The 14,042-nt window shown below is 67.3% G+C and carries 14 protein-coding genes and 1 pseudogene; 8 read left to right on the top strand and 7 right to left on the bottom strand.

The window, feature by feature from the left end:
* Positions 1-58 precede the first annotated feature (58 nt).
* The 6 genes and pseudogenes from ASE61_RS17200 to dapD all read left to right on the top strand — a co-directional run bounded on the left by ASE61_RS17200 (position 59) and on the right by dapD (position 4,330).
* Positions 59-1,045: a TRAP transporter substrate-binding protein gene (locus ASE61_RS17200; protein ID WP_061968894.1), complete on the top strand. Its 987-nt coding sequence runs from the start codon at positions 59-61 to the stop codon at positions 1,043-1,045.
* 23 nt (positions 1,046-1,068) lie between these two features.
* Positions 1,069-1,847, top strand: a pseudogene (locus tag ASE61_RS17195) (VOC family protein).
* A 158-nt stretch (positions 1,848-2,005) separates the two neighbouring features.
* On the top strand, positions 2,006-2,308 hold the full coding sequence (locus ASE61_RS17190) for a hypothetical protein (protein ID WP_061968892.1): 303 nt from the start codon (positions 2,006-2,008) through the stop codon (positions 2,306-2,308).
* Complete coding sequence (locus ASE61_RS17185; RefSeq protein WP_061968891.1) at positions 2,298-2,615, top strand: hypothetical protein; 318 nt, start codon at positions 2,298-2,300, stop codon at positions 2,613-2,615. The genes ASE61_RS17190 and ASE61_RS17185 overlap by 11 nt, the downstream gene beginning before the upstream one ends.
* Positions 2,616-2,667: 52 nt before the next feature.
* Positions 2,668-3,426, top strand: coding sequence for a precorrin-6A synthase (deacetylating) (gene cobF, locus ASE61_RS17180; protein ID WP_061968889.1), 759 nt, complete (start codon positions 2,668-2,670; stop codon positions 3,424-3,426).
* A gap of 61 nt (positions 3,427-3,487) precedes the next feature.
* Positions 3,488-4,330 carry a 2,3,4,5-tetrahydropyridine-2,6-dicarboxylate N-succinyltransferase gene (dapD, locus tag ASE61_RS17175; RefSeq protein WP_061968887.1) on the top strand — a complete coding sequence of 281 codons (843 nt, stop codon included), beginning with the start codon at positions 3,488-3,490 and terminating at the stop codon, positions 4,328-4,330.
* 64 nt (positions 4,331-4,394) lie between these two features.
* On the opposite strand, the gene ASE61_RS17170 is transcribed toward dapD, so the two are convergent.
* Positions 4,395-5,888 carry an MDR family MFS transporter gene (locus ASE61_RS17170; RefSeq protein WP_061968885.1) on the bottom strand — a complete coding sequence of 498 codons (1,494 nt, stop codon included), beginning with the start codon at positions 5,886-5,888 and terminating at the stop codon, positions 4,395-4,397.
* Between the two features lie 117 nt (positions 5,889-6,005).
* Positions 6,006-6,452, bottom strand: a complete 447-nt coding sequence (locus tag ASE61_RS17165; protein WP_061968883.1) for a MarR family winged helix-turn-helix transcriptional regulator — start codon at positions 6,450-6,452, stop codon at positions 6,006-6,008.
* A 133-nt stretch (positions 6,453-6,585) separates the two neighbouring features.
* On the opposite strand from ASE61_RS17165, the gene ASE61_RS17160 reads away from it, so the two are divergent.
* Positions 6,586-7,116: an isochorismatase family protein gene (locus ASE61_RS17160; RefSeq protein WP_061968881.1), complete on the top strand. Its 531-nt coding sequence runs from the start codon at positions 6,586-6,588 to the stop codon at positions 7,114-7,116.
* Between the two features lie 9 nt (positions 7,117-7,125).
* Here ASE61_RS17160 and ASE61_RS17155 read toward each other — a convergent pair whose 3' ends face one another.
* From ASE61_RS17155 to ASE61_RS17135, 5 genes are all read right to left on the bottom strand, one after another.
* Positions 7,126-8,112 (bottom strand): branched-chain amino acid ABC transporter permease, encoded by a 987-nt coding sequence (locus tag ASE61_RS17155; protein WP_061968879.1) that lies wholly within the window; start codon positions 8,110-8,112, stop codon positions 7,126-7,128.
* Positions 8,113-8,132: 20 nt separating this feature from the next.
* A complete protein-coding gene (locus ASE61_RS17150) occupies positions 8,133-9,020 on the bottom strand; it encodes a branched-chain amino acid ABC transporter permease (RefSeq protein ID WP_061968877.1) in 888 nt (295 codons plus the stop codon).
* 172 nt (positions 9,021-9,192) lie between these two features.
* Positions 9,193-10,398: an ABC transporter substrate-binding protein gene (locus ASE61_RS17145; RefSeq protein ID WP_061968875.1), complete on the bottom strand. Its 1,206-nt coding sequence runs from the start codon at positions 10,396-10,398 to the stop codon at positions 9,193-9,195.
* Positions 10,399-10,474: 76 nt separating this feature from the next.
* The gene (locus ASE61_RS17140) at positions 10,475-11,215 is read right to left on the bottom strand and encodes an ABC transporter ATP-binding protein (RefSeq protein WP_061968873.1); all 741 of its coding nucleotides are present in this window, start codon (positions 11,213-11,215) and stop codon (positions 10,475-10,477) included.
* Entirely contained in the window at positions 11,202-11,972 is a 771-nt protein-coding gene (locus tag ASE61_RS17135) for an ABC transporter ATP-binding protein (RefSeq protein ID WP_061968871.1), read from the bottom strand. The genes ASE61_RS17140 and ASE61_RS17135 overlap by 14 nt, the downstream gene beginning before the upstream one ends.
* 397 nt (positions 11,973-12,369) lie before the next feature.
* Between ASE61_RS17135 and ASE61_RS17130 the strand changes: the two genes are divergently transcribed.
* Positions 12,370-14,016, top strand: coding sequence for a caspase family protein (locus ASE61_RS17130; protein WP_162260116.1), 1,647 nt, complete (start codon positions 12,370-12,372; stop codon positions 14,014-14,016).
* The last annotated feature ends 26 nt before the right edge of the window (positions 14,017-14,042 follow it).

Here is a 14,042-nt window from a genome sequence, read left to right as displayed (position 1 = left end):
GGCTTGCGGCGGGGCGCGTTTCGCGCGATCCCGCTGCAAGCGCCGAAGGAGGCACGCCTTGCCGATCACCCGCCGTCAATTCGCCGCCGGTTCGCTCGCTGCGCCCGCCATCCTCAGGGGCGGCCGGGCTTTCGCCGCCGGCCGGCCCATGACCGTGGCGTCGCTGCTCGGCGAGGACAAGCCGGAAACCAGGATCTGGCGGCGCATCGCGGAGATATTGGCGCGCACGGCGCCGGGGCGCTTCGACCTGCGGATCGTGCCGAATGCTGCGCTGGGCGGCGAGAAGGAGGTCGCGGAGGGCCTCCGCCTCGGCTCGATCCAGGCGGCGCTCTCGACCGTGTCCTCGCTCTCCGGTTGGGTAGCCGCCGGGCAGATCTTGGACCTGCCTTTCCTGTTCCGCGACCGTGCCCATCTCGCGCGCGTGCTGGCCGGGCCGCTCGGAGCCCAGCTCAAGACACTCTACGAGGCGCAGGGCTTTGTCGTGCCGGGCTTCATCAATTACGGCGCCCGCCATCTCCTGGCGAAGGAGCCGCTGACCACGCCTGCTTCGGTCAAGGGCAAGCGCATCCGCGTCATCCAGAGCCCGCTGCATACCGCGCTCTGGTCGGGTTTCGGCGCCTTTCCCACGCCGATCCCGATCCCGGAGACCTATAACGCGCTGAAGACCGGCGTGGTCGATTGCATGGACCTGACCAAATCGGCCTATGTCGGCTTCCGCCTGCACGAGGTCGTGCCGGTGCTGATCGAGACCGGCCATATCTGGGCGAGCGGCGTCGTGATGTTCGCCGCGCCGTTCTGGGAGGGCCTGGCGCCGCAGGATCGCGAGGCGCTGACTGCCGCGGTGACCGAAGGCATTGACTATTTCGACGAATTGATGCGGGCCGACGAGGAAGCCTCGATGGCGCGGGCCAGGGCCGAAGGCGGCAAGGTCGTGCCGGCCGAGGGTCGCCAGGGCTGGCAGGACGGCGCGCGCAAGGTCTGGGAGAACTTCGCGCCGCAGCTCGGTGGTATGTCTGCTATCGAAGCCATCGCGCAGAGCCCCTGACACCAGCATTGGGAACGAGAACCATGCCGCTTTCGATCGACCATATCGTCATCGCTGTTACCGATCTCGACGCGGCGATCGGCGACTATACGGCGCTCGGCTTCACGGTGCTGCCCGGCGGCGAGCATCCGCGCGGCTCGCGCAACGCGCTGGTCGTGTTCGAGGACGGCGCCTATCTCGAGATCATCGCCTTCCCGCACCCGCTGCCGGAGTATCGCTGGTGGCAGGTGCTGGACCGTGCCGGCCCCGCCTCGTCGATTATGCCGTGCTGCCGGATGATCTCGATGCCGATCTCGCCCGCGCCCGTGCCGCCGGCATCGTCATGGACGGCCCGCTTGACGGCGGCCGGCTCCAGCCCGACGGCACGCGCATCGCCTGGCGCTCGGCTCGCCCGCCCGAGCCCGATATCCCCTTCCTCTGCACCGATGTCACGGCCCGCAGCCTGCGCGTCCCCGAAGGCGCGGCCCGCCGCCATGCCAATGGCATCACCGGGGTCGCCGGCGTCACCGTGGCGGTGCAGGACCTTGCGACCTCGGTCGCGCGCTATCGCGCCCTGCTCGGGCAGGAGCCGGTTGCGCTGGGCGGCGTCCCCGGACTGGGATTCGGGCTCGCGCAGTTCCGCATCGCCCGGCAGACGCTGTCCCTGACAGAGCCATGCGGCCCGGCCGCTGCCAGCCTCGGTGAGCACCTCGTCCGCCGCGGGCAGGGCGCCTATGCCGTCTCCTTCTACGGTCCCGACGATGCCCGTCTCGACGACGGCCTTGCCCATGGCGCCCGCCTGGAAATCATCCGCGACCTCTAGCCGCTGACGGTGTCACGATGCGGTCACGCTCGCGGGCGAGAGTGGCTCGTTACCTTAAAATAGTTCTATTTATGTAGTAATAACAAGGCCTTGCATCGAATCATCGGCGCGCCTATCTCTCCCTCGCGATCAGTGAATCAACCGACGGAGGGACCGGAATGGGTGGAGTCACCGAGGTCGATGTCGCGGCCGCGATCGGCCGCATCGACGAGATCATCATCCGCGAGATCGTCCGCACCGGTGCGAGCCGGCCGGAGCTGCGCCGGGCGCTCGCGCTCGCCAAGGGGCCGGGCGATCTCGACGCCGACGCGGCGCTGCCGCCGCGCATGCAGCGGCTTGTCGACCTGCTCGCGGTCGCCTTGCCTGAGCAGGGGCCCAAGCTCCCGCAGGGGCCCAAGCCCCTGCAAGGGCCACAGCGCCGCCGCCATGCCGCCATCAAGGGCATCGAACGTGCAGCCTGATCAGGGCAGGGCCGAATCGCTAGAGACCGCCCGGGCCGAGATCCGGGAGGCGCTCATGACGGCTTTTTGCGCGGCACTGCGCGATACTCGTCTGCCGCCGCTCACCCTGCTCGAGCTCGCGGCGACAGCGGTCGGTTCTGTCTACAGAGAGGTGGCGGATGCTCATTGCGGTGACCAGCCATGCCCTTGCGGCTGGCATCCGCGCCTCCAGGCGGATCTGGAGGCGCTTCAGGCGGCGCTGGCGCTGAACGCCATGCCTGCCGTGCAGCCCGATCTCGCCCGCATGGTCGTGCTCGGTCGGGCCTGATCTCGCATTCCGCTCACAGGGCATGCTAAGCCGCCGCGAACGGCGGAGCGGCATGCGCAACATCCTCATCATCGGCATCGGGGCCGGCAATCCCGACCACATGACGATCGAGGCGATCGAGGCGCTGAACCGCGCCGATATCCTGTTCATTCCAGACAAGGGCGAGGAGAAGGCCGCCTTGCGCGCCCTGCGCGAGGCGATCTGCGCCCGTTTCATCCGTAAGTCGGACTACCGCACGGTTCCTGTCGAAATCCCGCGCCGCGCCGAAGCGGGCAACGACTATCAAGGCGTTGTCGACGATTGGCATGAGCGCATCGCCGCACGCTACCGCGCCCTGTTCGAAGCCAAGCTGCAGGACGGGCAGACCGGCGCACTTCTGGTCTGGGGCGACCCCGCTCTCTACGATTCCACCCTGCGCATCATGGAGCGCGTCGCCGCTTCGGGCCTGAGCCTCGACTGGCAGGTCTATCCCGGCATCAGCAGCGTCCAGGTTCTGGCGGCGCGCCACCGCGTTCCGCTCAACACGATCGGCGCGCCGATCCTGATCACCACCGGCCGCCGGCTCTCGGAAGGCTTCCCGGCCGATCAGGACAGCGTCGTCGTCATGCTCGACGGCGAGCAGACCTTCGGCAAGATCGATCCCGAAGGGCTCGACATCTGGTGGGGCGCCTATCTCGGCACGCCCGACGAGATCCTGCGCGCCGGTCCGCTCACAGAGCTCTCGGCCGAGATCACGGAGGTCAGGGCGCAGGCCCGCGCGCGGCACGGCTGGATCATGGATACCTACCTGCTGCGCCGTCGTTCGGCTTGACGCAGGCGCCTGCATCCGCCATCGCTCGCGCCGATCTTTCTGGAAGCGCCGGAGCCACCTGATGTCCCTCGCCGATCTCAACCAGACCATCGACGCCGCCTGGGAAAACCGGGCCGAGATCGGCGTCCAGACCAAAGGCGCCGTTCGCGAGGCGGTCGAGCAGGCGATCGAGATGCTGGATGCCGGCCAGGCCCGCGTCGCCGAGAAGCAGGGCGCTGATTGGATCGTCCATCAGTGGCTGAAGAAGGCGGTGCTGCTCTCCTTCCGCCTGACCGACAACGTCATCATGGCCAATGGCCCGGGCGAGGGCGTGTTCTGGGACAAGGTGCCGTCGAAGTTCGAGGGCTGGGGCGAGAACCGCTTCCGTGCCGCCGGCTTCCGCGTCGTGCCGCCGGCCGCCGCGCGCAAGGGCTCCTTCATCGCGTCGGGCGTCGTGCTGATGCCGTCCTTCGTCAATATCGGCGCCTATGTCGATTCCGGCACCATGGTCGACACCTGGGCGACGGTCGGCTCCTGCGCCCAGATCGGCAAGAACGTGCATCTCTCGGGCGGCGTCGGCATCGGCGGCGTGCTCGAGCCGCTGCAGGCCAACCCGACCATCATCGAGGATAACTGCTTCATCGGCGCCCGCTCCGAGGTGGTCGAGGGCGTGATCGTCGGCGAGGGCTCGGTGCTCTCGATGGGCGTCTTCATCTCGGCCTCGACCAAGATCGTCGACCGCGCCACCGGCCAGGTCCATGTCGGCAAGGTGCCGCCCTATTCGGTGGTGGTGCCGGGCTCGCTGCCGGGCAAGCCGTTTCCGGACGGTACGCCGGGCCCGTCACTGTCCTGCGCCGTGATCGTCAAGACGGTCGACGCGCAGACGCGCTCCAAGACCGGCATCAACGAGCTTCTCCGCGACTGAGGCCTCGGTCGCTGGCTGTCATGCCCGGGCTTCCTCCGGGCCTGACGGTGCGCGAGCGCTTCTTCTATTCGCCGCCGATCGCCTTGGCGGCCTCGACCGCGCGGCCGCGCAGCGGCAGTTCCTGCATCCGGGCCAGCGACAGCCAGGCGAAGGCGAAGCCTAGGCTCGCCGCGCCGAAGACATAGCGGAACAGCACGACCATGGTGTCGCGGTCGACAGTGCCGAGCTTCAGCGCCTCGGGAGAGAGCTGCGCGCCGACCCCGCCGACGCCGCCGAGCACGATCGCGCCGAACACCGCGACGATCAGGGCCCCGCCGATCTGGCGGAAGAAATTGGCCACCGCCGTCACTGTGCCGAGCTGATGCGCCTGCACGGCATTCTGGATCGACACGGTCGCGACCGGAAGCAGCGTGCCGAAGCCGATGCTGACCACGGCCAGGATGATGCTGAAGGGCAGGATCGGGATCTGGCCGGAGAAGGCTGCGAGAACCGCCGTACCTGTCATCGCGACGAAAAGCCCGGCCAGCGGCGCGCGCTTGTAATGGGTGAGATGCGACATCGCCCGGCCGGAGCTGGTCGCGCCGATGACGGTGCCGCAGGTCAGCGGCAGCAGGCCGAGGCCGGAATGGGTGGCGCTCATCCCCATCACCGTCTCGAAATACAGCGGCAGGTAGATGGTGAGGCCGATGAAGGTGCCCATGCCGAAGCCGGCTGCCACCGTGCCACGCCTGACGACGCCATTGCCGAAGATGTCGAGCGGGATCAGCGGCTCCGCGGCCCGGCGCAGGCGCCAGGCGAACAAGGCCCAGAGCACGAAGGAGGCGCTGACGAGGGCTGCGATCGGGAGCGAACCCCAGGGATAGGCGGTGCCGCCCCAGGACAGGGCGAGCAGCAGCGAGACCGTCGCCAGCGTCATCAGCATGGCGCCGAGCACGTCGAGCTTGTGGGGGCGCTCGTGGCGCGGCAGCCGTTTCAGCGCCGCGTTCGACATCCAGTAGGCGCCGAGCCCGAGTGGCAGGTTGATCCAGAAGATCACCGACCAGTGCAGCTTTTCCGCGAGGAAACCGCCGAGGACGGGGCCGAGCAGCGAGGACGACATGAAGACGCTGGCGAAATAGACCTGATAGCGTCCGCGCTCCTTGGGAGGCACCATGTCGCCGACGATCGTCTGGGCCAGCGCGATCAGGCCGCCGCCGCCGAGCCCCTGCACGAAGCGCGCGATGACCAGCAGCCAGAGCGAGGGCGCCAGCGCGCAGGCGATCGAGCCGATCACGAAGACGACGATGCCGGCGAGCAGCGTCACCCGCCGCCCGTGGATATCCGCGAGCTTGCCGTAGAGCGGCGTGACCGCGGTCGAGGCGAGCAGGTAGATCGTGACGATCCAGGACAGATGCGTCACGTCGTTGAGGTCGCGGCCGATCGTCGGGAGGGCCGTCGCGACGATGGTCTGGTCGAGCGCGGCCAGGAACATCGCCAGCATGACCCCGATCAGGATCGAACGGATATCCGCAGGCGTCAGGGCTGCGGCCGGGGCGGGAGTGTCGAGCCGCTTGTCCATGGCTGTGATCTTGCTTGCGTCTAGGGAATGGCGGGAGGGTAATCGCGGTGGGCGCTATGCGCCAGAGACACGTTGGCGGGGCCGCCCTGCGGCGGAGGCGGGGCAAGCTGCCGTGGTTCAGCCCAGGCTGCGCAAGGTATTGCGCAGGCTCTCCGGCGCGGTATCGGGCATGGCGGCCTCGATGGCCTCGTGCATCTGCCGCCAGATCGGCACGGCCGCGGCGAGGAGCGTCATGCCGTCAGGTGTCAGGGTCAGCAATCGGCCGCGGCGATCCGCGGGGTCGACCGCGATGCTGACGAGCCCGCGCCGTTCCAGCGGTTTCAGCGCGGCGGTGAGGGTTGTGCGGTCCATCGCCAGAAGCTCCGCGACCGGGCCGAACGAGGCCGGCACCGGCCGGTTCAGGGCCATCAGCAGGGAGAACTGGCCGTTCGTCAGCCCGACCGGCCGCAATGCCTCGTCGAAACGGCGCGCCAGCGTCCTTGCTGCGCGCTGCACATGCAGGCACAGGCAATGATCACGCACATGCAGCGTCGTCGCGAAGGAAACGATCGGTTTGCCGTCCATTTCATCTGCATGTTGACTGCCGTTAGGCAAGTCAAGCGAAGCTCGGTCGTAGCGATTTCACGTTTGTTGACGAAGGCGGCACCTTGCCGCGCTATGAAGCCTCCCCGACGGCACGAAGAGGAAAGGCCGGGCCATGCCGCTGCTCACCGCGAAGAATGCCACGCTGGTGGTCATCGACTTCCAGGCGAAGCTGATGCCGGCGATCCATGACGGTGAAAAAGTGCTGTTGAATGCCGGCCGCCTCGCCGAGGCGGCACGGTTGCTGGGCGTTCCGGCGGTCCTGACCGAGCAGTATCCGCGCGGCCTCGGCGCGACGGTTCCGGCTCTGGCGGAGGTTGGTCCGGCCGTGACCAAGATGAGCTTCGATGCTTGCGGCGAGCCGGCCTTCCTCGAGGCCGTGGCCGGGGACCGCGAACTGGTGGTCTGCGGCTGCGAGGCGCATGTCTGCGTCGGCCAGACGGTATTGACCCTGCTCGAGCATCGCCGCCGCGTCGTCGTGGTGGCCGATGCGATCGGCTCGCGGGTGCCGCAATCGCGGGAGATCGCGATTGCCCGCATGGCGAGCCACGGCGCCGAGATCGTCACCACCGAGATGGTGTTGTTCGAATGGCTGCGAAGCGCAGAGCATCCGCAGTTCCGGCCGGTCTCCAAGCTGATCCGCTGAAGAGACCTCTCAGAGCGGCTTCCTGATCGCCTTCGAGATCACCCCGACGATGCCCTCGCGGAAGAGCAGGACGCAGAGCACGAAGATCACGCCCTGGACGACGGTGACCCAGGCACCGAGCGTGGCGAGGTAGTTCTGCATGGCGACGATGACGATGGCGCCGACGATCGGCCCGAAGACGGTGCCGAGCCCGCCGACCAGCGTCATCAGCACGACCTCGCCGGACATCGTCCAGTAGACGTCGGTGAGCGACGCCAGCTGGAAGACGATCGCCTTGGTCGCGCCGGCGAGGCCTGCGAGCGTCGCCGAGAGCACGAAGACCATCAGCTTGTACTGGCTGGCGCGGTAGCCGAGCGAGATGGCGCGGGGCTCGTTGTCGCGGATCGCCTTGCAGACCTGGCCGAAGGGCGAGTGGATGACCCGGTAGATCAGCAGGAGCCCGCCCATGAAGATCGCCGCGACGAGCCAGTAGAGCACACGGTCGTCGGCGAGGTCGATCAGGCCGAGGAGCTTGCCGCGCGGCACGGCCTGGATGCCGTCCTCGCCGCCGGTGAAGCCCGGTGTCTGCAGCGAGAAGAAGAACACCATCTGGGCCAGCGCCAGCGTGATCATGGCGAAGTAGATGCCCTGGCGCCGGATCGCGAGCGCGCCGAAGACGAGGCCGAGAGCCGCGCCGACCGCGGTGCCGAGCAGGATCGCGAGCTCGGGCGTCAGGCCCCAGTTCTTGGCGGTGTAGGCGCTGACATAGCTCGCCATGCCGAAATAGGCGGCGTGGCCGAAGGAGAGCAGCCCGCCATAGCCAAGCAGAAGGTTGAAGGCGAGCGCGAACAGCGCGAAGCACAAAACCTTCATCACGAAGACGGGATAGGCGACGAAGGGCGCGACGACGAGCGCGACGGCGATGGCGATGAACAGGTTGCGGTGCAGGCGCGCCGCGCCGTCATCGGTCTCGGTGACGATGGCGGCGGGGGCGTCGGTCGAGGCAAGGTCGGTCATGTCTTGAGTCCTTGCTTGCGTCAGGCCGGGCGGCCGAACAGGCCGGCGGGCTTCACCAGGAGCACCAGCACCATGATGACGAAGATCACGGTCGCGGCCCCTTCCGGGTAGAACACCTTGGTCAGGCCCTCGACCAGGCCGAGCGAGAAGCCGGTAACGATGGCGCCCATGATCGAACCCATGCCGCCGATCACGACGACCGCGAAGACGACGATGATCAGGTCGCCGCCCATATTGGGATTGACCGAGTAGATCGGCGCGGCGAGCACGCCGGCGAAGGCGGCGAGCGCGACGCCGAAGCCATAGGTCAGCGTCACCAAGAGCGGCACGTTGATGCCGAAGGCCTGGGTCAGGGTCGGGTTCTCGGTCGCGGCGCGCAGGTACGCGCCGAGCCTGGTCTTCTCGATCAGGAACCAGGTCGAAAGGCAGACCACGAGCGAGGCGACGATCACCCAGGCGCGGTAGTTCGGCAGGAACATGAAGCCGAGATTCTTGCCGCCGGCGAGCTGCGGCGGGATGGCGTAGGGCAGGCCGGACGAGCCGTACTGGTTGCGGAACAGACCCTGGATGATCAGCGCCAGGCCGAAGGTCAGGAGCAGGCCGTAGAGATGGTCGAGATGGGCGATGCGCTTGAGCAGCAGCCGCTCGACCGCGATGCCGGTCGCGCCGACGATGATCGGCGCCAGTAGCAGCGCCACCCAGTAGTTGAGGCCGAGATAGTTCAGGCACATCCAGGCGACGAAGGCGCCCATCATGTACTGCGCGCCATGCGTGAAGTTGATGATGTTGAGCAGCCCGAAGATCACCGCCAGCCCGAGGCTGAGGATGGCGTAGAATGAGCCGTTGATCAGCCCGAGAAGGACCTGACCGAACAGCGCCTGCGGCGGAACGCCTAGAAGCTCGAACATGCGGAACTCAGATCAATGTGTGGGGCGGGCTCTCGAACCTCTTCGTCATCCCGGCCAAGCGAAGCGCAGAGCCGGGATCCATCGTAGAGTTCCGGAGCTCTCCGATGGATCCCGGGTCGACCTGCGGTCGCCCGGGATGACGGCGGAGGGCTTCTGAGTGGCGTTCAGCCGCTCACTTCTTGACGAGCGGGCACTCGCTTTCCGAGAGCGGCCGGAACGCCTGGTCGGCCGGCAGCACCGCGACCTGCTTGTAGTAGTCCCACGGGCCCTTCGACTCGGAGGGCTTCTTCACCTCGAAGAGATACATGTCATGCATCTTGCGGCCATCGGCCCGCACCGAGCCCTTGCCGAACAGCGGGTCGTCGGTCGGCAGTTCCTTCATCTTGGCGACGACGGCGGCGGCATCCTTGCTCTTCGCCGCCTCGACCGCCTTGAGATAGTGCAGCATGCCGGAATAGACGCCGGCCTGGACCATGGTGGGACGCTTGCCGCCATTCAGCTTGGAGAAGCGATCGGACCAGGCGCGCGTGCCGTCGTTCGTGTCCCAATAGAACGATTCGGTCAGGACGAGGCCCTGCGCCGCCTGGAGCCCGAGGGAGTGCACGTCGGTCAGGAACACGAGCAGGCCCGCGAGCTTCTGCCCGCCCGCGACGATGCCGAACTCGCCCGCCTGCTTGATCGAGTTGATCGTGTCGCCGCCGGCATTCGCCAGGCCGATGACCTTGGCCTTCGAAGCCTGCGCCTGCAGCAGGAAGGAGGAGAAGTCGGTGCCGGGGAACGGGGTGCGCACCGCGCCGAGCACCTTGCCGCCCGCCTTGGTGACGACGGCGGCGGTGTCGCGTTCCAGCGCATGGCCGAAGGCATAATCGGCGGTGAGGAAGAACCAGGTGTCGCCGCCGGCCTTGACCATGGCGCCGCCGGTGCCCTGGGCCAGCGCGTAGGTGTCGTAGGTCCAGTGGATGGTGTTGGCGTTGCAGGCCTTTCCGGTGAGGTCGGAAGTGGCCGCGCCGGAGTTGATGTGGACCTTGTTCTTCTCCTTGGTGATCTGGCTCACCGCCAGCGCGACCGAGGAGGTCGGCACGTCGAGGATCAGGTCGACACCGTCCTGGTCGTACCACTGCCGGGCGATGGTCGAGCCGACATCCGGCTTGTTCTGATGGTCGGCCGAGACGATCTCGACCTTGATGCCCTTGTCGGCGGCCTTGAAGTCCTCCACCGCCATGCGCGCGGCGATGACCGAGCCTTCGCCGGAAAGGTCGGCATAGAGGCCGGAACGATCGTTCAGCACGCCGGCCTTGACCGAGATCTGCTGGGCGAGGGCGGGGCTCGCCATCACCGCCGCGAGCGCGCTCGCGGCCAGAAACATCTTCAGCTTCATTGTCGTTCTCCCTCGTTTGGTTGCCGGCGTTTCGCCGATTTTTTTGACCTCCGGTCCGGGCCTGTCGCCCGGGCCGTCAGACCCCGAGATATCTGTGCAGCTTGTCGATATTGGCGTCGAGTTCGGCATTGGGGATCATGTCGATGACCTTGCCCTGCTCGACGATGTAGTGCCGGTCCGCGACGGTCTGGGCGAAGCGGAAATTCTGCTCGACCAGGATGATGGTGAAGCCGTCCTGTTTCAGTTTCGCGATGGTGCGGCCGATCTGCTCGATGATGACGGGGGCGAGGCCCTCGGTCGGCTCGTCCAACAGGAGCAGATGCGCGCCGGTTCGCAGGATGCGCCCGATCGCCAGCATCTGCTGCTCGCCGCCGGAGAGCTTGGTGCCCTGGCTCTTCAGTCGTTCCTTGATGTTGGGAAACAGCGTGAAGATCGCCTCGAGCGAGAGCCCGCCCGGCCGGACCTGCGGCGGCAGCATCAGGTTCTCCTCGACCGAGAGCGAGGAATAGATGCCGCGTTCCTCCGGCACGAAGCCGATGCCGAGCCTTGCGATCGCGCGCGAGGGCAGCGCGATCGTCTCGGTGCCCTCCAGCACGACCGAGCCCTTGCGCTTGCCGATCACGCCCATGATCGACTTCAGCGTCGTGGTCTTGCCGGCGCCGTTGCGGCCGAGCAGGGTCACCACCTCGCCGGGCGCCACGTCGAAATCGATGCCGTGCAGGACATGGCTCTCGCCATACCAGGCCTCGAGCCCGCTCACCCTCAGCAGCGGGGCGGTGCCGGTCGCGGGCGTCTTCAGTGCCTCAGTGGTGGCCATGGCCGCCTCCCGAGCCGATATAGGCCTCGATCACGCGCGGATCCTTCGAGACGGTGGCGTAGTCGCCCTCCGCCAGCACCTGTCCGCGCGCCAGCACGGTGATCCGGTCCGAGAGCGAGGCGACGACCGAGAGGTTGTGCTCGACCATCAGGATGGTGCGGTTCTTCGAGATCTTGCGGATCAGCGCCGCGATGCGCTCGACATCCTCGCGGCCCATCCCGGCCATCGGCTCGTCGAGCAGCAGCATCTCCGGCTCGAGCGCCAGCGTCGTCGCGATCTCCAGCGCGCGCTTGCGGCCATAGGAGAGCTCGCCCGCCGTGAGGCCGAGGAAGGGCGTGAGGCCGACAGCCTCGATCAGGCTCCTCGCCTCGGCGTCGAGTTCGCTCAGCACCCGCTCCGAGCGCCAGAAATCGAATGAGTCGCCGCGCTTGCGCCGCTGGAGGGCGATGCGGACATTGGTCAGCACCGAAAGCTGCGGGAACACCGCCGAGATCTGGAACGAGCGGACGAGGCCGAGCCGGGCGATCTCCGCCGGCTTTTCGCGCGAGATGTCGCGGCCGTTATAGACGATCGAGCCTCGTGTCGGCGCGAGGAACTTCGTCAGCAGGTTGAAGCAAGTCGTCTTGCCGGCGCCATTCGGGCCGATCAGAGCGTGGATAGACCCCCGGCGCACGCTGAGGTCGACGCTGTTCACAGCTGTAAAGCCGGCAAATTCTTTGGTAAGACCTGAAGTCGAAAGAATAGTGTCTTCAGCCATGCCGGTTGTCAGCCCTCATCAGCTTTATCTTTCTTGTTTATGCGGTTCCCCTTGCATGTCATGCTGCACCGCGCTCCGGGCATAAGTCAACGCTCGCTGACGTCAAAGCGGTCTGGGTAGATGCGCTCTCATCCCTTCGTCTTATGCCACGCGTCTCATGCAATCGGAGGATGTCGCGGTCTTCGGGGCGGCGCGATGCTGGCGGCCGGGCGCACGCTGCGAAACAGATTTGAACCCGCAGCGCGGTTCGCGCGACGAAGAGAGGTTCCGGTTTACCATCGGAGCGTGTTGCGGTAAAAACGGCGGCTGGCTTTCGTCCATATTACTGCGTTTTTTATTCGTGCGCTGCGCCGACCGTTGCGGGCGGGCAGCCGATTGCCGAATTGGGGAGGTTGTCGTGAGCTTCGCGTCTCTGGTTCCGGGGTTCCGTGCCCGAATGGCTGTCGCCTTTGCGCTGGTGCTCTCAGCGGTGGCGCTGGCCTCGCCCGCTTCCGCGGCCGTGCCCGAGCGGCGGGTCGCGCTCGTCATCGGCAACAGCGCCTATACGGCGGTGCCGCCGCTCGCCAATCCGCAGCGCGATGCCAAGGGCATCTCGGCTGCGCTGAAGCGTCTCGGCTTCGACGTGGTCGAAGGCTACGATCTCAAGATGGACGCGATGACGGGCATCGTGCGCGAATTCGCGCAGAAGCTCGACGGCGCCAAGGCCGGCCTCGTCTATTATGCCGGTCACGGCATCGCCGTTGGCGACGACAACTATCTCATCCCGGTCGACGCCTCGCTGCGTTCGGAAGCCGATCTCGATTTCCGCGCGGTCAATGTCCAGCTCATCCTGCGCCAGATGCAGCGCGACGAGCGCGTCAACATCGTCATCCTCGACGCCTGCCGCGACAATCCCTTCGCCGCCCAGCTCGCCGCGAAGTCGCGGGCCGTCACCCGCGGCCTGACCGCGATCGAGACGCAGTCGGCTTCGGGCATCCTGATCGCCTTCGCGACCGATCCGCGCGCCACGGCGATGGATGGCGAGCGGGATGGCAACAGCCCCTTCACCAGCGCGCTGCTCAAGCACATCGAGACGCCCGAGGTGTCGATCACCACGGTGATGGACCGCGTGCGGGCCGATGTCTGGGAAACCACCAACAAGAAGCAGAAGCCCTGGACCAATTCCTCGATCATCGGCGAGTTCAAGATGAACCCGACGCTGAAGCTCGCCGCGGTCGATCCGGGCGTGGCCGCGACCAAGACCATCGACGCCGCCGTGCCCATGCCGGCGATGCCGGCCGCCCCGTCGCTCGATCGCGCCCAGATCGACATCAAGACCTGGGAAGTCGCCGAGCGCGGCAATTCCGCAGCCGACTATCGCGCCTATCTCGACGCCTTCCCGTCGGGGCAGTTCGCGACCTTCGCCCGCAACCGTCTCGCCAGCCTGGAGACGGCGAAGCCGGCGGCCGGTTTCCTGGCGACGCCGCCTGGCGTCACCGAAGAGGCGCTGAAGCAGGAGATCGGCACGGCGCAGACCGAAACCGCGATGAAGCTCGGGGCCAAGGATCGGCGCGAGGTGCAGACCCGCCTGCGCGTCAGCGGCTTCCAGCCGGGCAAGGCGGCGGCCAATTTCGGCCCGGCACACCGCAAGGCGATCCAGGCCTGGCAGAAGTCGCGCAGCATTCCGGAGACCGGCTTCCTGACCGCGATGCAGGTGAGTGCGCTCCGCGCCCAGAGCGAGACGGCCTATCAGGCAGTGCTCGCCGAGGAGAAGGCTGCGGCTGAGAAAAAGCGCAAGACGGCGAGCGATGGCCAGCCGAACGGCAAGTCGACGCGCAGCGTCACCTATGACGGCGACGAGATGTACCGGCGTGATATCGCCCGCGAGCGTGGCGAAACCTATCAGGGCTCGACCACTCCGCGCCGCGGGACGACCAGCACCGGTTATCAGGGCCGTGTCCGGACCCGTGACGGCGATACGGGCGACAGTGCCGGGGCGGCAGCCTTCGGCTCCATCCTCGGCGGCGCGCTTGGCGGGGTGATCGGCGGCGGCTTCCGCCGCTGAACCACCGGCTCCCGTTCCCAGCATCC

This window comes from Allobosea sp. Root670 (genome assembly GCF_001429415.1).
Taxonomy (GTDB): Bacteria; Pseudomonadota; Alphaproteobacteria; order Rhizobiales; family Beijerinckiaceae; genus Allobosea; species Allobosea robiniae.
The sequence above is the reverse complement of the archived record's forward strand: the minus strand, read 5'-3'. Positions and strand labels throughout refer to the sequence as shown.